General features: G+C 70.5%; 28 protein-coding genes and 1 pseudogene. 11 read left to right on the top strand and 18 right to left on the bottom strand.

Annotation, left to right across the window (positions count from 1 at the left end):
- Positions 1-7 precede the first annotated feature (7 nt).
- From QEG98_RS39875 to QEG98_RS39855, 5 genes are all read right to left on the bottom strand, one after another.
- On the bottom strand, positions 8-1165 hold the full coding sequence (locus tag QEG98_RS39875) for an efflux RND transporter periplasmic adaptor subunit (protein ID WP_316565077.1): 1158 nt from the start codon (positions 1163-1165) through the stop codon (positions 8-10).
- Positions 1153-1671: a TolC family protein gene (locus QEG98_RS39870; protein WP_316565076.1), complete on the bottom strand. Its 519-nt coding sequence runs from the start codon at positions 1669-1671 to the stop codon at positions 1153-1155. Before QEG98_RS39870 ends, QEG98_RS39875 begins: the two co-directional genes overlap by 13 nt.
- Positions 1623-2432: a TolC family protein gene (locus QEG98_RS39865; RefSeq protein WP_316565075.1), complete on the bottom strand. Its 810-nt coding sequence runs from the start codon at positions 2430-2432 to the stop codon at positions 1623-1625. Before QEG98_RS39865 ends, QEG98_RS39870 begins: the two co-directional genes overlap by 49 nt.
- 20 nt (positions 2433-2452) lie before the next feature.
- Positions 2453-2620 (bottom strand): hypothetical protein, encoded by a 168-nt coding sequence (locus QEG98_RS39860; protein ID WP_316565074.1) that lies wholly within the window; start codon positions 2618-2620, stop codon positions 2453-2455.
- 197 nt (positions 2621-2817) lie between these two features.
- Positions 2818-2994, bottom strand: coding sequence for a hypothetical protein (locus QEG98_RS39855; protein WP_316565073.1), 177 nt, complete (start codon positions 2992-2994; stop codon positions 2818-2820).
- Between the two features lie 710 nt (positions 2995-3704).
- Between QEG98_RS39855 and QEG98_RS42590 the strand changes: the two are divergent.
- From QEG98_RS42590 to QEG98_RS39840, 3 genes and pseudogenes are all read left to right on the top strand, one after another.
- Positions 3705-3782 (top strand): annotated as a pseudogene (locus QEG98_RS42590) (hypothetical protein); the annotation flags it as partial.
- A gap of 530 nt (positions 3783-4312) precedes the next feature.
- Complete coding sequence (locus QEG98_RS39845; RefSeq protein ID WP_316565071.1) at positions 4313-4945, top strand: AAA family ATPase; 633 nt, start codon at positions 4313-4315, stop codon at positions 4943-4945.
- A gap of 117 nt (positions 4946-5062) precedes the next feature.
- A complete protein-coding gene (locus tag QEG98_RS39840; protein ID WP_090493910.1) occupies positions 5063-5890 on the top strand; it encodes an alpha/beta fold hydrolase in 828 nt (275 codons plus the stop codon).
- 32 nt (positions 5891-5922) lie between these two features.
- Here the strand turns inward: QEG98_RS39840 and QEG98_RS39835 are convergent, their stop codons facing one another.
- The 7 genes from QEG98_RS39835 to QEG98_RS39805 all read right to left on the bottom strand — a co-directional run bounded on the left by QEG98_RS39835 (position 5923) and on the right by QEG98_RS39805 (position 10902).
- Positions 5923-6675 (bottom strand): sterol desaturase family protein, encoded by a 753-nt coding sequence (locus tag QEG98_RS39835; RefSeq protein WP_316565070.1) that lies wholly within the window; start codon positions 6673-6675, stop codon positions 5923-5925.
- 42 nt (positions 6676-6717) lie between these two features.
- Complete coding sequence (locus QEG98_RS39830; RefSeq protein ID WP_316565069.1) at positions 6718-6909, bottom strand: hypothetical protein; 192 nt, start codon at positions 6907-6909, stop codon at positions 6718-6720.
- 120 nt (positions 6910-7029) lie between these two features.
- Entirely contained in the window at positions 7030-7209 is a 180-nt protein-coding gene (locus tag QEG98_RS39825; protein WP_316565068.1) for a hypothetical protein, read from the bottom strand.
- On the bottom strand, positions 7181-8305 hold the full coding sequence (locus QEG98_RS39820; protein WP_316565067.1) for a hypothetical protein: 1125 nt from the start codon (positions 8303-8305) through the stop codon (positions 7181-7183). Before QEG98_RS39820 ends, QEG98_RS39825 begins: the two co-directional genes overlap by 29 nt.
- Positions 8248-9261: a hypothetical protein gene (locus QEG98_RS39815; RefSeq protein WP_316565066.1), complete on the bottom strand. Its 1014-nt coding sequence runs from the start codon at positions 9259-9261 to the stop codon at positions 8248-8250. Before QEG98_RS39815 ends, QEG98_RS39820 begins: the two co-directional genes overlap by 58 nt.
- Positions 9258-10034 (bottom strand): DUF3142 domain-containing protein, encoded by a 777-nt coding sequence (locus tag QEG98_RS39810; protein ID WP_316565065.1) that lies wholly within the window; start codon positions 10032-10034, stop codon positions 9258-9260. The genes QEG98_RS39815 and QEG98_RS39810 overlap by 4 nt, the downstream gene beginning before the upstream one ends.
- A 70-nt stretch (positions 10035-10104) precedes the next feature.
- Entirely contained in the window at positions 10105-10902 is a 798-nt protein-coding gene (locus QEG98_RS39805; RefSeq protein WP_316565064.1) for an ABC transporter ATP-binding protein, read from the bottom strand.
- 240 nt (positions 10903-11142) lie between these two features.
- On the opposite strand from QEG98_RS39805, the gene QEG98_RS39800 reads away from it, so the two are divergent.
- Positions 11143-12156: an ABC transporter ATP-binding protein gene (locus tag QEG98_RS39800; RefSeq protein ID WP_316565063.1), complete on the top strand. Its 1014-nt coding sequence runs from the start codon at positions 11143-11145 to the stop codon at positions 12154-12156.
- A 6-nt stretch (positions 12157-12162) separates the two neighbouring features.
- Here the strand turns inward: QEG98_RS39800 and QEG98_RS39795 are convergent, their stop codons facing one another.
- Entirely contained in the window at positions 12163-12360 is a 198-nt protein-coding gene (locus QEG98_RS39795) for a hypothetical protein (protein WP_090493897.1), read from the bottom strand.
- Positions 12361-12411: 51 nt separating this feature from the next.
- Between QEG98_RS39795 and QEG98_RS39790 the strand changes: the two genes are divergently transcribed.
- The 5 genes from QEG98_RS39790 (at position 12412) to QEG98_RS39770 (ending at position 16330) form a co-directional block, all read left to right on the top strand.
- Entirely contained in the window at positions 12412-12939 is a 528-nt protein-coding gene (locus tag QEG98_RS39790) for a hypothetical protein (protein ID WP_316565062.1), read from the top strand.
- 178 nt (positions 12940-13117) lie between these two features.
- A complete protein-coding gene (locus tag QEG98_RS39785) occupies positions 13118-14011 on the top strand; it encodes a Kelch repeat-containing protein (RefSeq protein WP_316565061.1) in 894 nt (297 codons plus the stop codon).
- Positions 13960-14274 (top strand): kelch repeat-containing protein, encoded by a 315-nt coding sequence (locus tag QEG98_RS39780; protein ID WP_316565060.1) that lies wholly within the window; start codon positions 13960-13962, stop codon positions 14272-14274. Before QEG98_RS39785 ends, QEG98_RS39780 begins: the two co-directional genes overlap by 52 nt.
- A gap of 153 nt (positions 14275-14427) precedes the next feature.
- Complete coding sequence (locus QEG98_RS39775) at positions 14428-14802, top strand: hypothetical protein (protein WP_011557140.1); 375 nt, start codon at positions 14428-14430, stop codon at positions 14800-14802.
- Between the two features lie 121 nt (positions 14803-14923).
- Positions 14924-16330 (top strand): M24 family metallopeptidase, encoded by a 1407-nt coding sequence (locus QEG98_RS39770; protein ID WP_316565059.1) that lies wholly within the window; start codon positions 14924-14926, stop codon positions 16328-16330.
- 204 nt (positions 16331-16534) lie between these two features.
- On the opposite strand, the gene QEG98_RS39765 is transcribed toward QEG98_RS39770, so the two are convergent.
- Positions 16535-17698 carry a cytochrome-c peroxidase gene (locus tag QEG98_RS39765; RefSeq protein WP_090493885.1) on the bottom strand — a complete coding sequence of 388 codons (1164 nt, stop codon included), beginning with the start codon at positions 17696-17698 and terminating at the stop codon, positions 16535-16537.
- Between the two features lie 173 nt (positions 17699-17871).
- Complete coding sequence (locus tag QEG98_RS39760) at positions 17872-18282, bottom strand: hypothetical protein (RefSeq protein ID WP_316565058.1); 411 nt, start codon at positions 18280-18282, stop codon at positions 17872-17874.
- Between the two features lie 424 nt (positions 18283-18706).
- Here QEG98_RS39760 and QEG98_RS39755 point away from each other — a divergent pair, with 424 nt between their 5' ends.
- The gene (locus QEG98_RS39755; protein WP_090493880.1) at positions 18707-19165 is read left to right on the top strand and encodes a DUF2267 domain-containing protein; all 459 of its coding nucleotides are present in this window, start codon (positions 18707-18709) and stop codon (positions 19163-19165) included.
- 59 nt (positions 19166-19224) lie between these two features.
- On the opposite strand, the gene QEG98_RS39750 is transcribed toward QEG98_RS39755, so the two are convergent.
- From QEG98_RS39750 to QEG98_RS39740, 3 genes are all read right to left on the bottom strand, one after another.
- The gene (locus QEG98_RS39750) at positions 19225-19518 is read right to left on the bottom strand and encodes a hypothetical protein (RefSeq protein WP_316565057.1); all 294 of its coding nucleotides are present in this window, start codon (positions 19516-19518) and stop codon (positions 19225-19227) included.
- The gene (locus QEG98_RS39745) at positions 19476-19901 is read right to left on the bottom strand and encodes a hypothetical protein (protein ID WP_316565056.1); all 426 of its coding nucleotides are present in this window, start codon (positions 19899-19901) and stop codon (positions 19476-19478) included. The genes QEG98_RS39750 and QEG98_RS39745 overlap by 43 nt, the downstream gene beginning before the upstream one ends.
- 110 nt (positions 19902-20011) lie before the next feature.
- Positions 20012-21745: a S8 family serine peptidase gene (locus QEG98_RS39740; protein ID WP_316565055.1), complete on the bottom strand. Its 1734-nt coding sequence runs from the start codon at positions 21743-21745 to the stop codon at positions 20012-20014.
- A 349-nt stretch (positions 21746-22094) separates the two neighbouring features.
- Here QEG98_RS39740 and QEG98_RS39735 point away from each other — a divergent pair, with 349 nt between their 5' ends.
- Positions 22095-24437: a serine/threonine protein kinase gene (locus tag QEG98_RS39735; RefSeq protein WP_316565054.1), complete on the top strand. Its 2343-nt coding sequence runs from the start codon at positions 22095-22097 to the stop codon at positions 24435-24437.
- The last annotated feature ends 16 nt before the right edge of the window (positions 24438-24453 follow it).

Here is a 24453-nt window from a genome sequence, read left to right as displayed (position 1 = left end):
CGGCCCCTCACTGTTCCGGCGGGGTGCCGCCGTCGGTCCCGCTGCCGCCCACGCCCTGAGGTGGCTTGCGCGAGGGGGCCTTGGGTTGGATGGGCTGGCCATCGCGGAGCATCTGGATGCCGCTGAGCACCACGGGCGTGCCCGCGTCCAGTCCGCCCGTCACCTCGTAGTCATTGCCAGAGACGAGTCCCAGGCTCACCGGCGCCCGCTGCGCCACGGTGCCCGCGTCGGAGTCCCGCATCACGAAGACGAAGGACTGACTGCTGATGCGGGTGACGGCGGCGGTCGGGACGCGTAAGGCCTCCCGCGTGGCATAGACGACCCGGGCGCGCACGAACTGTCCCGCGCGCAGGCCCAAGGTGTTCTCGAAGACGCTGCGTATCTCCACCAGTTGCGTGGTGGCGTTGGGCGTGGGCGCTACGAAGAACACCGGTGCGGACACCACGAGCCGGCCCTCCGGGTCCAACACCTCCACTGGCGTGGTGCCCACCCGGACGGTGCCTGCCCGCTCGACGGGAATCTGGACGGACAGCTCCAACGTGTTGCTCTGGTCCAGCGTGGTGAGGGCCGTCTGCTGCGTCACGAAGTCGCCCACGTTCACCGGGTAGTCGCCCACGATGCCGGCGAAGGGCGCGCTCACTTCGTAGAAGCCGAGCTGGACCTCCTGGGCCTGCACCTGGGCTTCGATGGCGCGCGCGCTGGCCTCGGCTTGCAGTGCCTGCGCCACCGCCTGGTCATAATCCTGGCGGCTCTGGAGTCCCTCTTTCAGCAGCTGCTCACTGCGCTTGCGCGTCTGTTGGGCGTACGCTCGCTGCGCCATGGCGGCGGCTTGCTGCGCCTGGGTGGCGCGCAGGCCCGCGCTTTCTCGTCGGGGATCCACCACGAGCAGCACTTCACCCTGTTCGACGCGTGCTCCCGGCTTGAGTGGAATCGACTTCACGTAGCCAGCGACCTGCGGATAGACGGTGATGCTGCTGCGGGAGATGAGCGCGCCCAGGTACTCGTTGGACTCGCGCACCTCGGCGGGAACCAGGCGCTCCACCTCCACCGGCATGGGCTGGTTCGTGGCCGCCTGGCCTCCCTGCGGCCCTGAGTCGCCCTGCGAGCGGCAGCCCACGAGGAGCAGAACGGCGAGTCCCGTGCTCCACGTCCTCACCAATCGCATGCCGCCTCCGTGAGAAACGCCGCGACCCGCGCCTGCTCCAGCTCGAACTCGCGCACCACCAGCAGCAGCTCCGCCTGGCGGAGGTCCGACGCTGTCTGGATGAGCTCCAGGCTGGTCCCCGTTCCCACCTCGAAGCTGCGCCGGGTGAGCCGGTCGTTCTCCTCGGCCAGGGCGCGTCCCCGGCCCGCGATGCGCGTGGCCGCCTCCGCCACCTGTACGGCGCGCCGTGCCTGCAGCACCTCCACCGAAGCTGTGCGCTCCAGCTCCACCAGCCCCTGCTTCGCCACCTCCACGCCCGCGCGCGTCTGCCGCAGTTGGCCCTCTCGTGCGCCGCCATCCCAGAAGGGCAGCACCAGGCTGGCGCCGATGTTCCACACCGGCACCGTCACGAAGCCCTCTTCCACGGTGAGGGCCAGGGTGGTGCTGGTCAGCGCGAGCGTCGGGGCATAACGCGCCTTCACCTCCGACACCTGCCGCTCGGCCAGCGTGCGCCGCGAGCGCGCCACCGCGATGTCCGCGCGCCGGTCGAGCGACTCCAGTTGCTGGCAGTCCCGCCGCGAGTGCTGGAGCAGGGTCTCCAACTGGACGCCCCGGGCCGGCCCACGCCTCGAGGAATGCCCAGCACGAGCCCCAGCGTTTCACGGGCCTTGCGCAGGGTCTCGTCACCCAGGACGACGAGGTTGCGCGCCGTCTCCGTGTCCTGCTGCACTCGCACGACGTCCAGCCGCGTGCCCGCGCCCAGCTCGAAGCGGCGCTCCGTGAGGGCCAGCCGCTCCAGGGCGGTGCGCAGGTTGATGCGGTTGACCTCGGCCATCCGCTCCTGCGCGGCGACGAGCACCAGTGACTGGGCCAGTGCGCTGGTGAGCTGGCGCCGCGTCTCCGCCAGCGACAGGTTGGCGGTGCGTCGGGCCTCGCGGGCGGTGCCCAGCGCGATGATGGACGAGAGGCTGAACAGGGGCTGGGTGGCGTTCAGCAGTCCCAGGAAAGGCGGGCGGGTGAGGCCCGGGGACTGGGCGCCTCCGACGTCGCCGCCAATGCCCCCGCCGATTCCGCCTCCCGCTCCGCCGCCACCACCCAGGAGCGGCGTCGCGTCGGGATTGAGCACGTTGGACTGGACGGAGACGGTGCCGGTGAGCGTGGGCAGCAACGCGGCCAGGGCGATTCGCTGCACGCCCGCCGCGGCCTCCACCTGGGCGAGCGCGGTGTACAGGCGGGCGGAGCGTTGACGCAGCAGTTGCAGCGCCTCGTCCCAGGTCGCCACCTGCATGTCGGCTGGGGGAATGGGCTTCAGCAGTGGGTCTGACACTGGGAACCGCGGTGGTTCGGGTGTCTCCGGGGAGAGGGCGGGAGCGCGGGCCGCGGGGGCTCCACGCCCGCGTCGGTGCCGGGGCCCGCCTGGGCCAGCAGGAGGCTGGAGGCGTGGGACAGCAGGGCTGCGAGCAGCAGGGCATTCATGGGAGCGCGCGCACAGGTAGGAAGCGCGTTGCCCAGCCACCACGGCCGGCGGGGCTGCCTTGCGTCTGGTGGACAGAAAAAGGGACGGGGCTGCGTGTCAGTGCATGAAGAAGGGCAGGACAGGCAGCCCGTGGGGCAGGGCTGCTGTCATGCCCGGCCTCCGGGGGCGATGCGACTGCGCGGGCTTGGACAACAGCTCAGCGCTCCGCGTCCCAGTCGTCGTCGAAGCGCAGCATCCCCGTGAGGGGGCGTGCGTCCGTTCCCGGGAGGCTGGGCGCGAGGGTGGTCCTGCCACCGGCCGACAGTGGCACTGGGGGCAGCACGCCTGGGAAGCCTCGCGCGTTGACGTGCTCGCAGTCGAGGTTGGCGGTCATGTCGAACGAGGGGCCCAGGATTGGTCAGCCGTCCGCCCGCGTGGTTGTACAGGTCGGTGTCCGGCCCGTTCTCCGCAGTCATCTCAATCGCAGGGGGGAAGATGCAGGCTTCACCGGGGCCGGTGTAGATGCCAAGGAGCTAGACTGGGCGCCCCGTGTCGCTGCGTCACAGCACCCTCATGGATGGCGCATCCCTGCGCCCTTCCACCGCTGCCATGGAGTCGGGATGAGAGTGGAAGAGTTTCGCCGTGCCCTCGACAAGCGGAGCGCCTCTCGTGGGCTGGAGGTGGTCTTCCACCCACCCGCTTCAACCGAGGCACTCCAGGCGCTCTCGGAGCGGCTCGGCGGACCGCTTCCATTCCAGGTAGAGCTCTTCTGGCGCGCGCATGATGGACTCGTCGTGCGGGAGCCCGCGCTGAGCGTCCTGCCCTGTTCGCAGTGGGTTCCGGTGGGTGGCTTCGTGCATTTCGCCACGTTCGACGGCCAGCATCGGCTGGGCTTCGACACCCGGAGTCGGAATAACGCGGACCAGTGGGACATCGTCCATGTCGATACGGGCGACTGCGTGACGCTGACGATGGCCAGCTTCTGGTCCAACAAGGTCTTCGCGTGGGTGGACAAGCGCCGGCCCATCTGGGAGTCCCGGGGGGCCGTGCCGCCGTGCGGCGCGAGTTGACGCTGAAGCGTCCTGGGAGCCAGTCTTCCGGTTGATGCTCAAGCTCCAGTGGCTCCAGGTCCACCAGTTCCGCTCCGTGAAGCCCGGGACGCGGTTGCTCTTCAGCCCGTCCCTCAACGTGCTGCTCGGGGAGAACGGCACCGGGAAGTCCACGCTGTTGGACCTCGCCGCCGCCGTGGTCAGCTCGGACTTCACGCCGTTGCGGCATGAGGCGTTCGACCTCGAATATGCGCTGGCCGCGGACACCGGCCGCATCACCGTGCGCGTGCGCAACGTGCCCTCGGGCACGGAAGGCACGAGCGGCCTGTCCATGGACATCACCGTGGCCCCGCGCGACATGGCCTGGCCGCTGGTCATCCACCGCGAGGGCCAGCAGCTCCGCGTCTCCCGCGAGGACGACACCACCGACGTCGTGCATGAGCGCATCGCTCCCGAAGTCGGTGGCCGGCTCTGGCTCGTCTTGATGACGGGCGGCATCGCCTGGGTGGAGAAGACGGGCGAGGGCACCGCCGCCGTCGAGCCGATGCTCGCCATGGCGCGCGAGGTCTCCGCGCAGGCCGACCTCCGCCGCTTCGACGAGGGCTCGCGCACTTCGACCAGCTCTGGCATGCCGAGCTGCGGCTCTCCCGCCGCACGGAGGGCGTGCTCGCGACGGGCACGGGCGTGGCATCGGAAGACCTGCTCGACGGCCTGCGCAAGGTCGCCGCCGCGCAGTGGGGCGCCTCCCGCTACGTGCTGTCCTCGGAGAACGTCCCCTTCCTCCGTGACGCCGCCCGGCTCCTCGGCTTCGCGTCCGCGGAGGCGCTCCTGTCCCCGCTGGAGACCCAACCCCAGGGCAAATACGAAACGCTGTCCCTGGGAAACCTGGACCTCTGCTTCGTCACCGCCGCCGGCCAGCGCCTCTCCGCCCGTCAGCTCGGCTACGGCCAGAAGCGCCTGGTGGCCTTCCTCCACTACCTGGCCCACGCCCGCGCCGTCGTCATCGCGGATGAGATCGCGCACGCCTTCCACCCCCGGCAGGTCCGCGCCATCCTCGAACAGCTCGAACCCCGGCAGGCCCTGCTCACCAGCCAGAGCCCGGAGCTGCTCGACAGCCTCTCCTTCGACTCGCCCGAACAGGTGCGCTCCACCTTCGTGCGCTGCCGCCGCGAGGAGGACACCGGCCGCCTCGTCTGGGAGAACCTGTCCCCCGACGCCGCTGAGGACTTCTTCACCGCCTGGCGCGCCGAGCCCCGCCGCGTGGGCGAGCTGCTTCAAGCCAAGGGTCTCTGGTAGCCAGTCGCGTGGGCCCCGAGGGCAGCGGGACGTCAGCCGGCCAACGGCTCCGCGAAGAGGTGTACCCGTCCGCGCGTGTCGCTCGCCTATCCTCGCCAGCCGGGGAGGGTGCCGCGCATGCCGATGCTGACCGTCAACAGAACGGAGCTGTACTACGAGGACTCGGGTGGCACGGGCGTGCCCATCGTCTTCAGCCACGGCTTGCTGTGGAGCTGTCGCCTCTTCGATCCGCAGGTGGAAGCGCTGTGCGGACGTTACCGCTGCATCGCCTATGACCACCGGGGCCAGGGCCAGAGCGCCGTGCCTCCGGCGCGCGTCATCGACATGGAGACGGTGTACCTGGACGCGGTGGCGCTCATCGAGCGGCTGGGCGTGGGGCCCTGTCACTTCGTGGGCCTGTCCATGGGCGGCTTCGTCGGCATGCGCATCGCCGCGCGGCGGCCGGACCTGCTGCGCTCGCTGGTGCTGATGGAGACATCCGCCGACCCGGAGCCCCTTCACAACGTGCCGCGCTACACGCTGCTCAACCTCACCGCGCGCCTGGCGGGCCTGCGCCCGGTGGCGGACCCGGTGATGCGCATCATGTTCGGCCGCAGCTTCATGACGGACCCCAACCGGGCCGAGGAGCGCAGCCGCTGGCGCACGCGCCTCATGGAGAACCGCCGCGACATCTGGCGCGCCGTCAACGGCGTCATCGAGCGGCGCGGCGTGGCCCACGAAATCCCACACATCCGCGTGCCCACGCTCGTCGTCGTGGGCGCCGAGGACACGGCCACCGTCCCCGCCAAGGCGCAGCGACTGCACCGGCTCATCCCCGGCTCACGCCTGGTGACCCTGCCGCGCGGAGGGCACTCCTCCACCGTGGAGGAGCCCGCGCTCGTCAATGCCACCTTGGGAACATTCCTGGACGCGCAATCCGAGACGCGGACCTCCAGGGCGGTGTGACGGACTGCCGCCAGCGGGAACGAAGTTCCAGCTCAGCGTGGCGTATTCCTGCTGTCAGTCGCCTGCGTCACGGGCGAGAGGAGCTGGGCCCAGAAGCGCCGGGGAAACGGCTCCACGAGCCCGAGCGGATACTGCTCGGGCCCGGTGGGCCGGTGGTAGGTGCCGAAGAGCCAATCCGTCCACGGCGCGAGGTTGCCGAAGTTGTGCCGTGTGTGCCGTTCGCGCGCGTGGTGCCAGTGGTGTAGCTCGGGCGCGCCGAAGAGGAAGCCCAGCGGCCCCAGCGGCAGCCGGACATTGGAGTGGATGAAGATGGCCCACATTCCGCGGAAGGCGATGAGCATCGCCAGCGTCTCGAGCGGAAAGCCCATCAGCATCGCGGGGAGGTTCACCACCAACTGCGTGAGCAGTCCGTCCACGGGGTGCTCGCGGTGCGCGGCGAGCCAGTCGAGGTGCTCGGCGGAGTGGTGGACGGCGTGGAAGCGCCAGAGGAAGTCCACTTGGTGTGACAGTCGGTGGAAGCCGTAGACGAGCAGGTCGCAGAGCACCACCGCTTCGAGTGCCTGAAGCCACCAGGGCTGGCGTGCCACGGCGGCCTGGAGCCCCGACAGCAGGTCCAGGTGCAAGAGCGCCTGCACGTGGCTCAGCATCAGCAGCGCCAGCGGCGCGAGCACCAGGTATTGCGCCACGAAGTAGGCGAGGTCGGTGCGGAAGGCAGGGCGCAGCAGCGGCTGTCCCGGCCGCGCGGCCCAGGCCTTCTCCAACGGCCAGAAGACACACGCGAGCACCCCGAAGGAAATCGCGGCCCCCGCCTAGGACCTCCAGGCTCATCACGGCGTGGCCGGGGGCGCCGCGTCACCGGCGTCGAGGGCGTGCAGGCCGCCCTCCGGCATGCCGAACAGCGGGCGGATCTTGGTCCCACCGAAGAAGGTTCCAGCCGCCGTCAGCACCACGAAAACCAGCAGGACGACCGCGAGGACCACCGTCACCGTACGAAGAACCTTGTTGCCTTGTGATTGCATGGACACGTGTACTCCCGTTGTCCGGGAGGCTACACCACGCGTGCCATTCGAGCGCAAACGCACAGCCTCTCAGCCCGACCGCATCCGCCAGGCCACCCAGCGCGTGCTGTAGGCGGGACGTCAGTACACGTAGGGCGTGCGCTTCGCCCAGCTCGTCTTGCCGTAGTGCTTGTGGAGATAGCGGAAGGCCTCGCGTGCCTCGCGCGTGGCCTGTCCGCAGCCGCGCTTGCTGGCGCGGACCGCGCGGAACAGGGCGATGGGCGAGCGCGGGTCATCCGGGTGGGTCTGGGCCCAGGCCATGGCGACGCGGGCGAAGTAGGGCACCGAGTTGCCCGCGTCCTGGAGGGCCTTCCACTCCCGCGCCGCGTCCGGTGCGTCGGGCGTGTCCTCGAAGTGCACGGGGGCACGCTCGCGTCCGGCTTCGGACCGCACCACCAGTTGCGCTGGTAGGACATGTCCATGGTGAGGCTGAGGTTGGGATGGGTGTTCGCCAGCCGGTCCTCGCCCGCGTTGAGCCGAGCGGAGACGGCGGGCAGTCCCATGAGGAGCAGTTGGGCCTCGAACTGACGCTCCTCGGGCGTGGGCTTGCCGGCGAGCGCCAGCAGCTCCGCCTTCGCCTTGGGCTCCGTCGCCGCCGGCGCTTCGCCACGGCCTGAATCGTCGCGTCGTCACCCGCGACGGTGGCGCGCGCGAAGGCGGTCCACATGAGCTGCCGCCGAAGGGCGGGAGGCAGGATGTCCCCCGCCGCCAGCTCACCCATGCGCTTCGCTGTCAGCCGGGGCTCCAGCATGGCCACGGCGCGCGGGCTGAAGAGCCGGGGCCGTTCGGCCAGCGGCGTGGTGTAGGGCTCGGAGTAGCTGCTGCTCATTTCATAGTCGGCGATGATGTTGACCGCTTCCCGCATGGCCTCGTCCGGGTCTCTGGCCACCGCGAGCCGCTCCTCGCGCAGCAGGTTGTCCGTGGAGGGAAGGTCCCGGGTCAGCTCGGCGGGTACCGTCGCAAGCCGCGCCCGCGCCGCCTCTATCTCGCCTCGGCCATGCAACAGCCGCGCGGCATGGTACGCCACCGTCAGGCCGGCGGGAGACGTGGGCGCGACCTTCGCGGAGGCGGCGAGCAGCTCCGGCACGCCCGGAGCGTCCGGCGTCGCCTTGGCCAGCGCGGCGACGAGCCACGGCATGTGCGCCGTCTTCTTCCAGCGGGCCAGGGCTCCGTCGTATTGCGCGCGGCGCTCCGCATCGGGCGCCGCGCTGTAGGGCGTGTCCTTCATGGCGTGGAGCCACGCCTGGAGCGCCTCGGCGGGCGCGGGGAGGCCCTCGCAGGTGCTCGCTTCCCGCAACATCAGGTCGAGGTCGCCCAGCTCCGAGGCGAGGGCGGTGCCCGTCCCGGGTTCGAGCACGTGCGACAGCAGCTCACAGTGCCGGTCTTGGGCCGCAGCCGGTAGCGCACCAGGCTCCGCAAGCCGCGCGCGGGCGCATGGACGCTCCGCAGCTCCGGGGAGGCGAGCACGCCATCGAGCACCCGGTCCGCCTCGCCCAGCCGCGAGAGGAAGACGGCGTCTTCCCGCGACTCGAAGTGATACTCACCCTTCTTCTCCATCAGCGCCTGCCGGACATGGGTGCGCGCCACGAGGTAGGCGGCGAGCGCCCGGTAGGGCGATTCCTGCGACGCAGCGAGCTTCTGGAACGAGGACAGGGCGCCGGGATAGTCGTCGCAGTAGAAGCGCGAGGCCGCCTCCTGGTAGGCGCGCTCGTCCCGCCGGCGGGCCTGGTGCTGCGCGCTCACGCCTTCATCCAGCTGCGGGTCGGGCTCCGGCAGGATGGCGCACGGGCCGAAGACGGTGTCCTGGTTGCGCACCCACTCCTCCACCAGCGCGGGGTGCTTCTTCCACGCCTGGGCCAGGTCGGTGGCGGTGTTCGCGGCGCGCTGGAACGCGTCACCCTGGATGCGGGGGACCTGTGCGTATCTCACCTGCCGGGAATGCTCGGGCGAGGCTTCTGGGAGCTGAGGCGCCACCTGCTTCCGTATCGCCAGCCAGCGCTGGAATCCTGGTGTCAGGGAGAGGTGCTCCGGCAACGCCTGGTGCATGAGCTCCCAGCGCGTCACCAGGGGCTGTTGCTCCTCGGGCGTGGTGGGAATGCCCATCATCGTCCGGTAGGCGAACGCGAGGTAGGCGGTGCGCATCGAGCCATGCACCACGCCCAGCCGCCCGGCCGCGAAGGTGGAGAGCGGCCAGTCGGGATGGCTGCTGGTGACGAACACGGCCCCGGCGGAATCGTAGGCACACGCCCGCGCTTCGGTGGGGGTGAGCAGGAACGCGAGGCCGCTGGTGACGGTGATGAGCAGCTTCTTCATGGATGGAGCTCCGCGACCGCGCGCGTGAACGCCTCGGGCGTCCAGGGGCGGGGGTTGAAGACATAGAGGGTGGAGACGCCAGGGGGCACGACCTGCCACTCATCGAGCGCCAGCCCCACGCTGCCCCGGCAAGGGGCGGGCAGTCCGCGCGCGAAGCGGGCGCGCCACGTGGGAGCCTCCGGGCCCATGCGGAAGAGCTGGGGCACCACTTCGTCCACGGGCGCGTGCGTCAGCCAGCTTCCGGGCGTGCACCATGAGGCGAGACCGGTGATGGACAGCGCCATCGATGGGGGCAGCTTCTGGCGGAGCGCCTGGAGCAGCGCGACGTAGGCGTCGTATTCGGACGCGCGGGCATCGAAGTCAATCTGGAGCGCCGTCAGCTCCGGAAGGCGCGCCAGCGTGGCGAGCCGGTCCGCCAGCGCGTGCAGTCGCTCGGGCGGGTACTTCGCGAGCGACGCGCCCGGATGGGCTTCCATCCGCACCGTGGCCCTCAAGGGTGTCCCGGGCGGAACGTGGAGCGGCTGCCGACGCGGGTGTTCGCGCACCTCCGTCTCCGTGAGCGCGAGCGTGGCGCGCAGGAAGGCCACGCTGACCGGGCGCCCCGTCCGCGCGAGGAAGCGGAGGTCCTCCGGCCGCTCCCAGGCCCAGAGCACCACCCGTGGAGGCTCCGGCGGCGGCGTGGGCGTGCTGCACGACAGGAGCACAACGAGGGTGGCAAGCAGGCCGCGCCGTGTCCGGGGTGCCACGAGGGGCGAAGGGGATGGGGGAAGCATCGTGGTCGTCGGGCCGCACTCGCGCGGTGGACCGGACTGTTTGCAACGCGCGTTCCGGGGGCGCGCCGCCTCAGGCCTGGGCCGCGCGCTTGTTCTGGGCGCGGCGCCGGAGCCAGTTGCGGAGGAAGGCCATCACCGCGGGGTGCTGTGACTCACGGAAGGCGTCTGGCGGGCCGTACTCCACGATGCGGCCTTCGTGCATCAGGGCCAGATGGTCCGCCATGCCAAAGGCGGAGGCCACGTCCGGCGTAATCACCAGCGAGGTGGCGCCGAGCTGCTGCTTGCCGGTGGTGATGATTTCATTCACCGCCGCGGTGGTGAGTGGGTCCAGTCCGGCGGTGGGGTCGTCGTAGAGGAGAATCTTCGGCTGGAGGATGGTGGCGCGCGCGAAGCCCACGCGCTTCTGCATGCCGCCGGACAGCTCGCCAGGGAAGCGCTGCGTCGCATGCGACAGGCCCACGCGCTCCAGCGTCTTGTTCACCGTCTCGGCGATTTCCGCCTCGGGCATGCGGGTGCGCTCGCGCAGGGGGAAGGCCACGTTGTCGAACACGGTGAGCGAGTCGAAGAGGGCGTTCGCCTGGAAGAGGATGCCCTGCTTGCGGCGCATCTGGTCGAGCGAGGCCTCGTTCATCCGCGCGACGTCCTCGCCATCCACCAGGACGGTGCCCCGGTCCGGCTGCAAGAGGCCCATGATGTGCTTCATCAGCACCGTCTTGCCCGACCCGGACACGCCCATCAGCACGCAGGTGGTGCCCTCTGGCACTTCCAGGTTCACCCCCCGCAGCGCGTGCTGGTCTCCGAAGGACTTGTGGAGGTCCCGCACTTCGATGGCCAGCTTGTGGGAGGACGGTGGGCTCGAGGGACTCATGGCCGCGCGAACATAGTGCGCGTCCGCCGCCTTCCGCCTCCAAGAAGCGGCTGCCTGGCGCGGGGAAGGGGCGCCCGGCCGCCCGGCTTCCATCCCGGTGTGGGATGGCGGTCAGAGGCGGGGCGGCCCCTCGCCATGAGGCTTGCCCTGGGCGCGGAGGGCGCGATGCTTCGAGGTCCGTGGGTGAGGCGGAATGACACATGGGGCGTCCAGAGGCCGGGCGCCCGGGAGGCAAGGCGTTTGGCGACGGTGTCCCTGGAGGACGTGCGCAAGGTGTACCGGGGCGGCGTGGCCGCGGTGAAGGGCGTGAGCCTGGACATCGCGGACGGCGAGTTCATCTCGCTGGTGGGCCCGTCAGGCTGCGGCAAGTCCACGACGCTGAACCTCATCGCCGGGCTGGAGGAGATGTCGGGCGGCACGCTGCGCATCGATGGCGCGGTGGTGAATGACATGTCACCGCGGGAGCGGGACATCGCCATGGTGTTCCAGAGCTACGCGCTCTATCCGCACCTGGACGTGGCGCGGAACCTCGCATTCCCGCTGAAGGTGGCGGGGATGGCGAAGGCGGACATCGACGCGCGCGTGCGCGAGGTGGCCTCGCTGTTGGGGCTGGAGGGCCTGCTGTCGCGCAAGCCGAAGGAGCTGTCGGGAGGCCAGCGGCAGCGCGTGGCATTGGGGCGCGCGCTGGTGCGGCGACCCAAGGTGTTCCTCTTCGACGAACCGCTGTCCAACCTGGACGCGGCGCTGCGCACGCAGATGCGGGGGGAAATCAAGAAGCTGCATGAGCAGCTCAAGGCCACCTTCGTCTACGTCACCCACGACCAGTCGGAGGCGATGACGCTGTCGGACCGCGTGGTGGTGATGAACCAGGGTGAGGTGCAGCAGGTGGCTCCGCCGCGCGAGCTGTACGACGCGCCAGCGAACCTGTTCGTGGCGGGCTTCTTCGGCGCGCCGCGCATCAACCTGGTGAAGCCCCGGACGCTGGGCCTGCCGGACGCGGACGTGGTGTTGGGGCTGCGTCCCGAGCACCTGGAAGTGGGGCAGGGCACGCCGCCCCCAGGCGCGCTGGAGGGCCGCGTGTACCTGGTGGAGCTCATGGGCGCGGAGAGCTGGGTGACAGTGGACGTGGCCGGGGAGCGCATGGTGGCGCGCGCCGCCGGGGACTTCCGTGTGCCCACGGGCGCTCCGGTGTGGCTGCGGTATGACGCGGCGAAGCCGCGGCGCTTCGACGCGAAGTCGGGCCGGGCCCTGTAGCGGGCCTCAGGCGTAGACCTGTTCTCCCTCCAGGCTCATGTCGAGCCGGCGGTTGAGTTGGTCCAGCCGCTCATATCGCTCGCGCAGCAGGTCGCGATGGGCGCGCGGGTCCGCATGGGCCATCTCTTCCAAGAGCGCGCGCAGCGCTGTGTCCAGCGCTTGCTTCACGTCGCGCGCCTCCACGGCGGACAGTTCCAGCAACATGGTGCACCTCCTGCCTGGAACGTTAGGCACGCACCTGCCCATGTGGCCTCGATGCCTGCCCGGAGTACGCCAGGGCTGGCGGCCTGGCGCCTCGCGTTCTCCTGGCAGGACATGCGGCTCGGCGGCCCCTGCGTTCGCGCGGTGGTGGAGCGGCGGGCCGTCGTCGCGAGCGCTCCACCGCGTGCGCCGTCGCAGGTGCGTCCCGTCATGCCCGCTCGCACTGTTGTCTGGGAGTCCCGGACGGGCCGGGCACCCGAGCGCGAGGAGGCCGGAATGATTCGGACAGACGACGTACACGAAGGCATGACCGTGCGGACGGCGACAGGCCGTGTCATCGGGCGCGTGGCGGGCATCGGGGACACGCACTTCGAACTGGAGCAGGGGCTGGTGCCCATTCCCCGGCGCGACTACCTGGTGGAGTTCTCCGACGTGGACTTCATCCGCGGCCACGACGTCTACCTGGTCAACGCGGACCATCCGCTCCTCGTGCTGGAGGTGGATGACGACGGCGGCGCGCTCCCGCCTCGCCATTCCGAGGGACTGGAGCGCGAGCCCGTGAATGTTGACGTGGAGTCTTGAGCCGCGAGAAAACGAGTGACGCAAGGCGTTGCACGTTCGCTCCGGCCCGCTCTGGACGGGTCGCCGGACGGGCCTCGGGTGCCGGGTAAGCGTCGGGAATCACTCAGGTTGGGCCGCCCTGGAATGTCAGACGGTCAGTCTAGACATGACTGCTTCGACGGGCATTCCAGGTGGGGTCATGCAACGGTTTTCGGCATCATGTGTCACGGTCATCCTCTTCGCTGTCTCGTTCGCTTGCAGCGCGGGTCCGCGCGCGGAGGACGGGGGGAGCGGGGCGGCGGAGCAGGGCCTGTTCTTGTCCACACCCCGCAAGCTCCTGCCCTTCGTGGTGATGGAGGGTGGGCGTGTGCTGGCCTCGGGCGGGCATGACGGGAGCCGAACGCTGGGGAGCTGCGAGGTGTTCGAGCCGGAGACGGGCCGCTGGCGTGAGACGGGGGCCATGCACACGCGCCGGCGCAACCACGCCGCGGTGCGGCTGACGGACGGCCGAGTGCTGGTGATGGGCGGCTCCAACGGCGTGGCGATGGGCGCGCTTGCGGACGCGGAGGTGTATGCGCCGGACACCGGGACGTGGACGGAGGTTCGCCCCATGGGCGTGGCGCGCAATGACCCGGCCGCGGTGCTGCTGGCGGATGGGCGCGTGCTGGTGGCGGGTGGGACGGATGTGGACCAGCGGCCGTTGCGCTCGGCGGAGTTGTTCGATCCTGCGACGGGGATGTGGAGCGCCGCGTCGCCTCCGGGCTTCTCACGGGGTGGAGCCCAGACGGCGGTGGTGCTGGCCAACGGCAAGGCCCTGTTCGTGAGTGGCCTGCAGGCGGAGCTGTATGACCCGGTGACGGGACTCTGGGAGAAGGCGGGGCTCACCGGTGGGGCGGCGGGCACGCACCGGCTGGCGCACTCGGTGACGTTGCTGCCGGATGGGCGCGTGTTGGTGGTGGGGGAACCACGGCACGCGCGGCGGCCACGGCGGAGGTGTATTCGCCGGAGACGGGTGCGTGGACGCTGGTGGGCGCGCCCAAGGTGCCTCGTGAGCATCATGCGACGGTGGTGCTGCCGGATGGCGCGGTGCTGATGATGGGCGGCGAGCACTACACGACGGGGGCGCTCGCGTCGGTGGAGCGCTTCGATTTGAAGACGGAGACGTGGTCTTCCGCGCCCGCGCTGGACGCGCCGCGCGAGAAGCTGGGCGCCCTGGCGCTGGGAGACGGCGCGGTCCTGGTGATGGGCGGTGGCAACGAGGCGGCGGGCATGCTGTCCGAGAGCGAGCGCTATGTCCCGGACGCTTGTGTCGTGGCGCCGTGTGCTGCGCGAGAGTGGGGGGCGCCGAGGCCGTGATGGAACTCTCCGTGGCCGGGCCGGTTGAGTGACGCGCGTCTCGCGGGCCTCGCTGTGTGTGGACAAGCGCGGCGAGGCTCGAGGTCGCTGGGGGCGAACGGGCAGGCAGGCGTTGAGGGTGACTCCAGCGCTAGCGCCGGGTGAGATGCGGGCATGAACCCGTGGAAGGCGTCGCTGGTGGTGTGCGTGTGGCTCGTGGCGTGTGGTGGCTCGGAGGCACCGCAGCGCTCCTACGCTGGCTGGTCGGAGCGCGTGGCTGCATCCGCGTGCGCGTATGAGGAACAGTGCGGAACCCTGACGGTGTCACGCGAGCAGTGCGAGGCGGACCGCATCGCGGCCTACGCGGCGGTGGAGCCGGACCTGTCGCGAACCGAAAGTGGCGCGAAGGCGGGCTGCGTGCAGTGCATGCGCGCGCGCATCGATGAACTCGACGCGGCCACCGCGAGCGGTTGCCAACAATCCATCGACGAAGCCCGTTTGCTCGCTGTGTGCGGCGTGGATGGCGCGGCCTGTGCGGGCGTGCCCTGACTCCGGCGATTTCACGGCTGCTCCCTGCGTTCCGGAGTCGCGGGCCTCTCGGGGCGTGAGCCGCTGACGGCGTGCGGACTCCGCGCGCGCCGCGCGCCGGTGCGTGACAGACTGCGCGGCCATGCGCACTCGGACCCTGTTGCTTGCCCCGTTGCTGCTCTCCACTTCCTGCGCCACCGTCTCTCCGAAGGCACAGGCACCGGACGCCACCACCGCCGAGGCGAAATCCCCGGCCCCCGAGCGTCCCTTTGGCACCCTGCGTGAGCAGGCGAAGCGCCAGCAGGCCTGGCTGGCCGAGCGCATGGAGAAGGCCCTGCCCCAGCTCATGCGCCAGTACGGCGTGGACATGTGGGTCATCCCCATGCGCGAGTACAACGAGGACCCTGTCTTCAAGGCGCTCGTCTCGCCAACGACGTTCGCCGCGCGCCGCCGGACCATCTACGTCTTCTTCGACCGAGGTCCGGAGCAGGGCGTGGAGCGGCTCGCGCTGGGAGGTGGCTCGCAGGGAGGCATCTACACGCCCCGCCGCGCGCAGCACCAGGTGGACGGCGGCGGTGTGAGCCGGCAGGCGGAGCTGTGGGGCCCCGAGCAGTGGCAGGTGCTCAAGCAGGTGGTGGAGGAGCGCCAGCCGAAGCGAATCGCCCTCAACGTGTCGCGCACCTTCGCCTTCGCGGACGGCCTCACTCATGGCGAATACGAGGGCATGGCGGAGGCGCTCGGCCCGGACTGGGTGAAGCGCTTCACCTCCGTGGATGGGCTGGCGGTGGACCTCCTCGCCTGGCGCAGCGCGGATGAGGCCCGCTTCTACGAGGAGCAGACGAAGCTCGCGTGGAACATCATCGAGACGGCCTTCTCCAACCAGGTCATCACGCCGGGCGTCACCACCACCCGTGACGTGGAGTGGTGGATGCGCCAGCGCCTGGCGGACCTGGGCTTGGAGACGTGGTTCCAGCCCTCGGTGGACATCCAGCGGCACGGCGTCACCGAGCAGGAGCTGGGCGACGACCCCATCATCCAGCGCGGAGACGTGCTGCACTGCGACTACGGCATCACCGCGCTGGGCCTGAACACGGACACCCAGCACATGGGCTACGTGCTGCGCGAGGGCGAGAAGGACGTCCCCGAAGGGCTGAAGGCCGCGCTGAAGACGTCCAACCGGCTGCAGGACATCGTCTTCGAGGAGCTGCGTCCCGGCCGCACGGGCAACGAAATCCTCCGCGCCTCCCGCGAGCGGATGCGCGCCGAGGGCATCGACGGCACCGTGTACTCGCATCCCATTGGCCTCCACGGCCACGGCGCCGGCCCCATGGTGGGCCTGTGGGACCGCCAGGAGGGCGTGCCCGGCAATGGAGACCACAAGGTGATTGCGAACCAGTGGTACTCCATCGAGCTGCAGGCCACGTCCGCGGTGCCGGAGTGGAACGGTCAGCGGGTGCGCTCGGCTCAGGAAGAGGACATCACCATCGACGCCGAGGGCCGCGTGCACTGGGGCTGGAAGCGCCAGACGGACTTCCACCTGGTGCGCTGAGCGCAGGGCGCGTGAGGCACGCGGATGCAGGACGCCTGCACCGCGTCCCTGGCATCCGCCTCCCGTTGGAGCAAGGCGAGGTCCCGGAGTTCCTTGGCGCTCAACCCTGGCGGCATCTTCGCCACCTTGGACATGGGGGCTGGGACAACTGGGACATTCCCCGTGTGAAAAGGTGCCGGGGCCCCAGGGGCCGCCCCGCCTGCCTCAGGGGGGCGTCGCGCCCGTCATGGACTGGAGCAGCGTCACCAGCGCGCGCTTCTCCTCGTTCGTCAGCTCCAGCGGAACGATGGTCACCGTCTTCTGACCCACGAAGCTGCCGGCCGCATCGCCGCCCTCGTTGTAGAAGTCGACGACCTCCTCCAGCGTGGCCTGGGCGCCGGTGTGCATGTACGGCGCCGTCAGGGCCACGTTGCGCAGCGACGGCGTGCGGAACGCGCCTTCCAACGTCGCCGGGTCCGCCTGGGTGCGCAGCGTCTGGAGCCGCGCCGCGATGGTGCCGGTGGGCGCGTCGCTGTAGCGGCTGGCGGCGTTGAACTCCCAGTCCAGCAGCGGGGTCAGCGCGCTCCACTGCCCGCTCGCGCCCGGGCTGCTGTCCTGCACGCCGATGTTGTGGAACAGGTCGTCGGTGAGCGCCGGCCCCTTGTGGCAGACGATGCACTGGCCCTTGCGCAGGAACGTCTTCAGCCCCAGGTACGCCGGGTCCGCCTCCGCCTGGCCGGCCTCGGCCGCCGTGATGAAGCGCCGCACGTCCGTGTCGAAGGGCGCGTCGATGCGCACGAGCGTCCGCTGGTAGGCCGCCATCACCTTGCCCACGTTGGCCAGCAGCGCCGGGTCCGTCTCGTCCGCGGGCGCCTTGCCGAAGAGGGCCTGATACTCCGTGGTGTACGACTCCACCGCGGTGAGCCGGGCGCGCACCACCTGCGCGTCCGTGTTCATCTCCACCGGGTTGAGCAGCGGCAGGATGGCCTGGTTCCAGAGCCGGTCCGCCCGTCCGTCCCACATGAACCAGCGGTTGTAGGCCACGTTCAGCAGGGTGGGCGGGTTGCGCTCGGACAGGTGCCCGTCGCAGCCCTTCGCCTTGGCGGTGGGCACCGTGAGGCCCTCGCCGCCATGGCAGCTCGCGCAGGACACCGTGCCGCAGCGTGACAGGCCGCTGTCGTGGAACAGCACGTCGCCCAGCGCCTCGGCGCGAGCGAGCCCGTCCATCCGGTTGGTGCTGTCCTTCGGCGGCTGCCGCCCCAGGCTGTGGAGGCTGCGGAGCTGGTCCAGCTCGTCGAGGTTGGGGAACGGCTCTTCGGATTCACACGCCATGCCCGACCCGCCCAGGGCCAGGGCGAGCGTCACGGCGCGCAAGCGGTACGAATTCATCACCCAACTCGTCTTTCTGCGAAGGACCCGGGAAGCTTCGCGTCCCCTTCGACGCGAATCAATCCACAAGGGCCTCTTGCCCGCCGGACGAGTTCGTGCTGATGGCGTGACGCCGCTACGCCTGCCCCATGGGGAGGGCGGGACGGGCGGCGTCACGGGCGTGCTTCAGAACTTCAGGCGCCGCAGCTCAGGGCGAAGTCGCGCGTGGCGGTGCCGTAGTCGCCCACCTTCACCGTGGAAGGCTCCGGGGTGATGGCCGGCGTGGCGCCCGTCTCGCACTTGAGGCCGCCGCCCGCCGCGAGCCCGACCTGGAGGTCGGTGTTGCTGGGCACGCCCGACACCGTGAAGGAACAGCGGTTGCCGCGGCTCGGCTTCACCATCGTTCGGCCCAGCCCGTTGGTGGGCGCGTCCGGCGAGGCCACGATGACCTGGAGCTGCCCGCAGGCGTCATCGGCACGCAGCCCGCTCTCCGGCAGGCGGATGACGCCGGCGATGGTGGCGTTGCCCTCACGGCCACCGCCACCGCCCGTGGTGGCGCAACCGGACGCGGCAAGGACCAGGGCGGCTACGGCAATGCGATACATGAATTCCTCAATTCTTGATGGTTGAGATGGCGGCAAGGTCGCCGTGCAAGCGGTCTACGATGCGCGCTCAAGACAATTGCGATGGGAATTCATTCCAGCCACCCCTCGCATTCTTCGTGGGGCCGGGATTTGAACAGTTCCCCAGGAGTTCCGGGCAGTTTTGAACGCCAAGTGTTTCCGGCAGAGCACGCCGCGTGGCGCTCCATCAGATGAAATCATCGGTCGAATCAAACACAAACGCTTGACGCGTTTGGCTGTCACCCCGGTCCCAAAGACGGACACGCAAATCCCGAATCCGGGCATGTCTGGTCTTGGCGCGCGGAGGTTCTTCCCACGGAACGGGCGGCCCTGCCTCCGCCGCGCGGTCTGCTGTCAGCGCTCCCGCGCACCCCCACGGTGAAGGGCAGGGAGAGGAGACGACACCATGTCGATACAAAAGCAGGAGCGCACGCCTTCGTGGACGGGACTGGGCGTGGGGACGGACCGCAAATCGTTTCTGGACGCAATATCCTCCCAGATTCCGGATTACGAAGCGGACAAGGCCGCCGAGGCGGTGTTCTGTGCGTTGTCGGAGCGCCTGTCCGGTTCGTGGGTGGCGCACCTGCGCGAGCAGCTCTCGCCGGACGTGCGCGAGCTGTTGCGCGGTTGTCACAGGCACCACGGCGAGGCGCCCGCGAAGCTGGACCGCGACGACTTCTACTTGATGGTGGCCAACCACCTGAACGCGGAACCGGAGAACGTGCGGCTGGTGCTCCACGGCGTGTTCTCCGCGCTCCATGCCCAAATCACCGAAGGGGAGGCGAAGAAGTTGGAGCAGCAGCTCCCCGCCTGGCTCCAGGGGACGTGGGCCGCCGCGCGGATGCATGTCGACCGGCCCTACTGAGGCCGTTCAAGGGGTGGGGCACCCGGGGGAGAAGGCCCCGGACGCTTCCGCCGCCGCCGTCAGTAGGTTCCGCCCAGCGAGAGCATCGCCGAGTAGCGGCCGTCCAGCGCGCCGGGAGCCCGGCCGCCCGGGGCGAAGTCCTGGTCGAACAGGAAGTTGTAGTTCACCCGGGCGTCGGCGGTGATGAGGTTGCCCATCTGGTAGCGCAGGCCCGCGCCGGCGGGCACGTAGCCGCTGGTGTCATCGGAGAAGCCGCGGACGGCGCCCCGGGCGTCGTTGCGGACGTTGTAGCGGTCCAGGCCGATGCCCGTCAGGACGTAGGGTTGGAGCCGGGTGTCGGTGAAGTTGCCCACGATGACGGCCGGCCGGCGTTGCGGACGATGTCCGGTCCGCCCTCGCCGTCGTCGAGCAGCCCCATGCGGCTGTCGATGTCGCTCAGGCCGCCGCTGTAGCCCAGCTCGACGGCGAAGAATGCGTGCGGCCGGTAGCCCAGCGCGGCGCCATAGGAGAAGCCCGGGGTGACTTCCGGGGCGAGCTGACCGGTGTAGCCCTCCAGGCCGCCGCCCAGCTGGGCATAGATGCCGGTGTCGGCCCGCTTCCGCCCGCTGTCGTTGAACTCCACTGTCTCCGCGGACCGCATGCGCGGCTCCGCGATGGGGCGGTCCTCCGCCTGGGCCAGCGCGGCGCCGCCCCAGAGCGCCGCCGCGCACAGCGCGCCACGTACGAGTGCCTTCATGACGGACTCCTTGGTTTGCGTCCGAAAGGCAACGTGGTCCGCGCGGGAGGGCCTGGCAATCAGGCCCACGCGGGCCGTGGGGCACCTGGTGCGGCTGTCCTTCCCACCCGTCAGGGCAGCTGGGTGAGGACCTCCAGCGCGCCGCGGGCCTGCACCAGCCCATGGCCAAAGTCCTCGTCATGGCCGGAAGGCCCCAGGTCCTTCGCCGAGGACAACAGGGCGTGTTTGACCTGGTCCGGCGTGGCGGAGGGACGGGCGCTGAAGAGCAGCGCGGCCACGCCGCTCACGTAGGGCGCGGCCATGGAGGTGCCGGACATATAGGCGTAGTCCGCCGGGCTCATGCTGATGCGGGCCAGCTCGCCCAGCATCCGGTGCAGCACGGTGCCACCCGCCTGGGTGATGGTGACGGCGGGCACCCACTGCCCTCGCCGAGGCATGGTGAGGATGTCCACGCCGCCCTCCCAGCTCGAGTTGGCGAAGATGACGGCGCGCGCGCCCTGCTTCATCACGTTGACCATGGCCATGTCGGTGGGCACCTCGCCGTGCCGCACGTACGCGACGAAGCCGCTGCATGTGCTGCCCTTGCACGAGTCCAGCGTCGCGCCGCCCCCGCAATCCACCAGCTTGCCCCACTTGTTCTCGATGGGGGCATACAGCAGTGAGCGCGACAGCGGCCGGGTGTCCCGCACGTCCACCGTGGAGAACGCGCCCTGTCCGCGCGGGAAGGTGGACAGCACGTCCACGCCCGGGGCCACCAGCGCGAGCTGGCTTCCGCCGGAGGAGAAGGTGGCCCGCTGGTCCAGGGAGTCCACCGCGCCCACCGCCAGCACGTGTGGGTCCGACGCGGGGTAGTCCACCCGCTGGGCGTTGCTGTTACCCGACGCGGCCACCACCAGGATGCCCTGCGCGTGGGCCGCCGCGAAGACCTCGAACGTCGTCTTGGAGGGCACGCCGCCGCCCAGCGACAGGGAGATGACCTTGGCGCCCTGCTCCGCGCAGTACTCCACCGCCGCCAGGACGAAGCTCATGTGCGTGCGGCCGTGGATGTCCAGCACCCGGGTGATGATCAGCTCCACGCCCGGTGCCACGCCCATCACCCCGGTGTCCGACAGCTGGGGCGAGCCGCGCCCGCCGTGGCACGGCCGCGCCGCGATGATGCCCGCCACGTGCGTGCCGTGGCCGGTGCCCCAGCCGTGGCCGCTGCTGAAGTCGGACGGGTCGTCATCGTCCTCCAGCAGGTCGCGGCCGGCGACCACCGCGTCGCGCAGCTCCGGGTGCTCCAAATCCAGGCCGCTGTCGATGACGCACAGCCGCACGCCCGCGCCCGTGGGCCGGTCCGGGTCCGGCAGTCCGTCCCCATCCACGTCCCACACCTCGTGCGCCTGGACCTTGCGCAGCCCGGGGGTGAACTCGCGCGGCGTGGCGCCCCGCGCCACCGAGGCCAGGACGGGATGAATCGGCGCGGTGGCGGGGGCCAGGGCGCGCCACTCCTGGTCCTGCTCGATGCTCTCCACTGTCGGGTCTTCGGCCAGGAGCGCGCGCTGCTCCTGGAGCGACATGCGCGCCGCCACCGCGGGCGTGGAGCGGAAGGTGGCTGTCACCTGTCCACCCACTTGATGCACGCGGGCGGTGGCCATCACCCCCTGATTCCGATAACGGATGATGACTCGCTGCCGGCCGTCGTCATCCGTCAGGGGGGCCCGGACGTGCCGTGTCTCCACGGGTTCGGACAGGGAGCCCGCGATGATGTTCGGGCAGACCTGGCTCTGGGCTCCCTTGTCCGAGGAGTCGTCCGGCCCACATGCCGCGAGTGCCAACAGCCCCATGAGTCCCCACCGCTTCATGAGCCGCTCCTTCTCGAACGGCACCCGGCGGAGACACCGGGCGCGCATTCCCCAGGGAGCGCATTTCACGAAAGCGTGGCAACGGACTGGGGGGCGCCCCCCTGCCTGAGGTGCGGCGGTGCACACCGCATGTGTTGAGCGGCGGATGGGAACCCCAAATCAGGGTTGCCTTCACGCACGCACCCGGCATTCACCGCGCTCCTGAACACCCACCCTGCCCGACGGGTACGCGGCGGGCGCACTGTCGGAGGGCGAGTTTCCGTCCAAGGCCCTGGCGGTGTCAGAGGGAAGGAAGTTGCCCGCTTCTTGATTCCGTCCGCTTTCGGGTGCTTCGCTGCCGCCAGACGCCATGAGTACCGTCCCTACAGAGTCCTCCCGCTTCCTCGGGCGCTATGAGCTCGTCCACCCCCTGGGCCAGGGGGGCATGGGGGAGGTGTACCTGGCGAAAATCAGCGGCGCGGCCGGCTTCGAGAAGCCGTGCATCGTGAAGACGATTCTGCCGGCGCTGCTGAAGGACCGTCAGTTCCTGGACCGGTTCCACCACGAGGCCAAGGTGCTGGTGCACCTGGTGCACTCGTCCATTGCCCAGGTCTACGACATGGGTGAGGCGGACGGCACGTACTTCATGGCGTTGGAGTACGTGGCCGGCGTGGACCTGGCCTACCTGTTGGAGCAGGCGCGCTCGCAGGGCGTGGCAGTGCCGGTGCCGGTGGCGTTGTTCCTCGGCCAGCGCATCGCGGAGGGCCTGGGCTACGCGCACCGCAAGACGGGGCCGGACGGCTCGCCGCTGGGCATCGTCCACCGCGACGTGTCCCCGCACAACGTCATGGTGTCCTACGAGGGCGAGGTGAAGGTCATCGACTTCGGCCTCGCCAAGTCCGCGGCGCGCAGCAAGTACACGCTGCCGTCCACGGTGATGGGGAAGCTGGGGTACATGTCCCCCGAGCAGGTGCGCGCCGAGCCCCTGGACCACCGCAGCGACATCTATTCGTGTGGCGTCGTGGTGTGGGAGATGCTGGCCGGCCGCTCGCTCATCCCCCACGGGACGGTGGGCGAGATGATGGCGGCCATGTCGCAGCCGGTGGTGCCATCGCTGAGCGAGCTGCGGCCGGACGTGGACGCCGCGCTGGACGCCGTCGTGCGCCGCGCGCTGGCGGCCCGCCCGGACGACCGCTACATGCGTTCGGACGAACTGGCGCGCGCTCTCAACACGGAGTTGGTGCGCTCGGGGACCGCGATGGGCGCCGAGGAGGTGGGCCACTTCGTGCGCGCGCTGTGCCCGGAGGCGTTCGACGCCCAGCGCAAGCTCATCTCCAAGGTGTCTTCGTCTTCCAACCACCGCCGCACCCCCGCGCCGGGTTATGGCACCGGGCCGCAGCCGGCCGTGGGCTTCGAGCCCACGCTGATGCGCGGCCCGGCGGCGCAGCCCGGGTTCGGCTCGGGAGGCGTGGCCCGTCCCGGCGCCATCTATGCGGACGGCGATGACCTGGGCACCGGGAGCACCACGGTGCGGCCGCCTTCTGACTCGCCCTCCGGCGTCGGGGTGGCTCCGGGTGGCGAGCCCGCCGCGTCCCAGTCCGTCGTCGCGCCCATCGTCGTGTCCGCGGCGGCGCTGGAGGAACGGACGTCCCGGAAGCGGCCGGTGGGGCTCTATGCCGCCATCGCCGTGTTGCTGGTGATTGCCACCTCCGCCGTCACCGCGCTCGTCGTCCAGTCGTCGGGCGTGGCGCCGGTGGCCACCGGGCCCGTGGCCGGTGCTTCAGGGCAGGTCGCGTCGCCCCCGGCTTCGGACGAGGGGGTGGAGACGCCCGTCGCCGCCGCGCGGCAGGGGGCGAGCGCGGAAGCAGCGCCCTTGTCCGACGCGGGCACGGGCGCTGACGCCGGTGCGGCGGTGGTGGCCGCGGGCGGGCCGGGTGCCGCAGAGGTGGCGTCCGCGCCGTCCTCGATGCGCGCCGAGAACGACCAGGCGGAGCCCGAGCGGGCTCGGGCGCCACGCCCCGCGTCGGTGAAGACGTCCGCGAAGAAGCCGGCGGTCCCCGTCCAGCCCGCCGTCGTCTATGCCACGCCGGCGAAGGTGCTCCCGATTCAGAGCGCGAACGGGCGCTACTATGTCGACCGGAGCATCATCGGGCGGGGCTTCCTCCCGGGTGTGGAGATGGACGTGCTGGGGCCGTTGAAGAGCGGCAAGCGCGAGGTGCTGGGGCGGGCCCGGGTGGTGCGGCCAGGACGCGGTGCCGTGATGCGACCCACGCGGGCGTTCATCGAACTGGATGACCGTGCCCTGGCGGCTTCGGAGGACCTCTTCGTGGCGGCGCCTGGACGGGATGACGCCCCCGCTGACGCGTCGGCGACCGAGGAGTCCCAGGCGCAGGCCGCCGAGCCCGACAAGGGCGAGGTGGAGGCCGTCGTGGCCGCGGCCCCCGCGAAGCGCACGCTGCGCGGCCACGCGAGCGAGCAGGGCGGGGTGGGCGGCTTCCTGGACCCGGGGGTGGAGGTCCAGAACCACGAGTCCATCGACTGGACGGACTGCTACGTGGTGAAGGACATCCGCAAAGCGGCGTGGCTGGGCGTCGTGAAGGCCGGGGAGCGGAAGACGGCCAGCCGTTTCCGCCACAACCCGAACTTCGACGTGGGCTCCGGCTACCTGGGCGTCATCTGCAAGGAAGGCGAGCTGCGGGTGAAGGCGCGCTGAGGCGCTCCGCGCCGTG

The organism is Myxococcus sp. MxC21-1, from assembly GCF_032612255.1.
GTDB lineage: Bacteria > Myxococcota > Myxococcia > Myxococcales > Myxococcaceae > Myxococcus > Myxococcus virescens.
This window is presented reverse-complemented; position numbering and strand designations above follow the sequence as displayed.

Bases quoted from the DNA above. Each gene is read 5' to 3' on its own strand.
- QEG98_RS39735 (WP_316565054.1), top strand. From the start codon at position 22,095: ATGAGTACCGTCCCTACAGAGTCCTCCCGCTTCCTCGGGCGCTATGAG.
- QEG98_RS39815 (WP_316565066.1), bottom strand. From the start codon at position 9,261: ATGAAGAAGCTGCTCATCACCGTCACCAGCGGCCTCGCGTTCCTGCTC.
- QEG98_RS39765 (WP_090493885.1), bottom strand. From the start codon at position 17,698: ATGAATTCGTACCGCTTGCGCGCCGTGACGCTCGCCCTGGCCCTGGGC.
- QEG98_RS39860 (WP_316565074.1), bottom strand. From the start codon at position 2,620: ATGAATGCCCTGCTGCTCGCAGCCCTGCTGTCCCACGCCTCCAGCCTC.
- QEG98_RS39805 (WP_316565064.1), bottom strand. From the start codon at position 10,902: ATGAGTCCCTCGAGCCCACCGTCCTCCCACAAGCTGGCCATCGAAGTG.
- QEG98_RS39740 (WP_316565055.1), bottom strand. From the start codon at position 21,745: ATGAAGCGGTGGGGACTCATGGGGCTGTTGGCACTCGCGGCATGTGGG.
- QEG98_RS39785 (WP_316565061.1), top strand. From the start codon at position 13,118: ATGCAACGGTTTTCGGCATCATGTGTCACGGTCATCCTCTTCGCTGTC.
- QEG98_RS39865 (WP_316565075.1), bottom strand. From the start codon at position 2,432: ATGCAGGTGGCGACCTGGGACGAGGCGCTGCAACTGCTGCGTCAACGC.
- QEG98_RS39755 (WP_090493880.1), top strand. From the start codon at position 18,707: ATGTCGATACAAAAGCAGGAGCGCACGCCTTCGTGGACGGGACTGGGC.
- QEG98_RS39810 (WP_316565065.1), bottom strand. From the start codon at position 10,034: ATGCTTCCCCCATCCCCTTCGCCCCTCGTGGCACCCCGGACACGGCGC.
- QEG98_RS39760 (WP_316565058.1), bottom strand. From the start codon at position 18,282: ATGTATCGCATTGCCGTAGCCGCCCTGGTCCTTGCCGCGTCCGGTTGC.
- QEG98_RS39775 (WP_011557140.1), top strand. From the start codon at position 14,428: ATGAACCCGTGGAAGGCGTCGCTGGTGGTGTGCGTGTGGCTCGTGGCG.
- QEG98_RS39855 (WP_316565073.1), bottom strand. From the start codon at position 2,994: ATGACCGCCAACCTCGACTGCGAGCACGTCAACGCGCGAGGCTTCCCA.
- QEG98_RS39875 (WP_316565077.1), bottom strand. From the start codon at position 1,165: ATGCGATTGGTGAGGACGTGGAGCACGGGACTCGCCGTTCTGCTCCTC.
- QEG98_RS39795 (WP_090493897.1), bottom strand. From the start codon at position 12,360: ATGTTGCTGGAACTGTCCGCCGTGGAGGCGCGCGACGTGAAGCAAGCG.
- QEG98_RS39825 (WP_316565068.1), bottom strand. From the start codon at position 7,209: ATGGCCTGGGCCCAGACCCACCCGGATGACCCGCGCTCGCCCATCGCC.
- QEG98_RS39790 (WP_316565062.1), top strand. From the start codon at position 12,412: ATGCCTGCCCGGAGTACGCCAGGGCTGGCGGCCTGGCGCCTCGCGTTC.
- QEG98_RS39840 (WP_090493910.1), top strand. From the start codon at position 5,063: ATGCCGATGCTGACCGTCAACAGAACGGAGCTGTACTACGAGGACTCG.
- QEG98_RS39770 (WP_316565059.1), top strand. From the start codon at position 14,924: ATGCGCACTCGGACCCTGTTGCTTGCCCCGTTGCTGCTCTCCACTTCC.
- QEG98_RS39745 (WP_316565056.1), bottom strand. From the start codon at position 19,901: ATGAAGGCACTCGTACGTGGCGCGCTGTGCGCGGCGGCGCTCTGGGGC.
- QEG98_RS39830 (WP_316565069.1), bottom strand. From the start codon at position 6,909: ATGCAATCACAAGGCAACAAGGTTCTTCGTACGGTGACGGTGGTCCTC.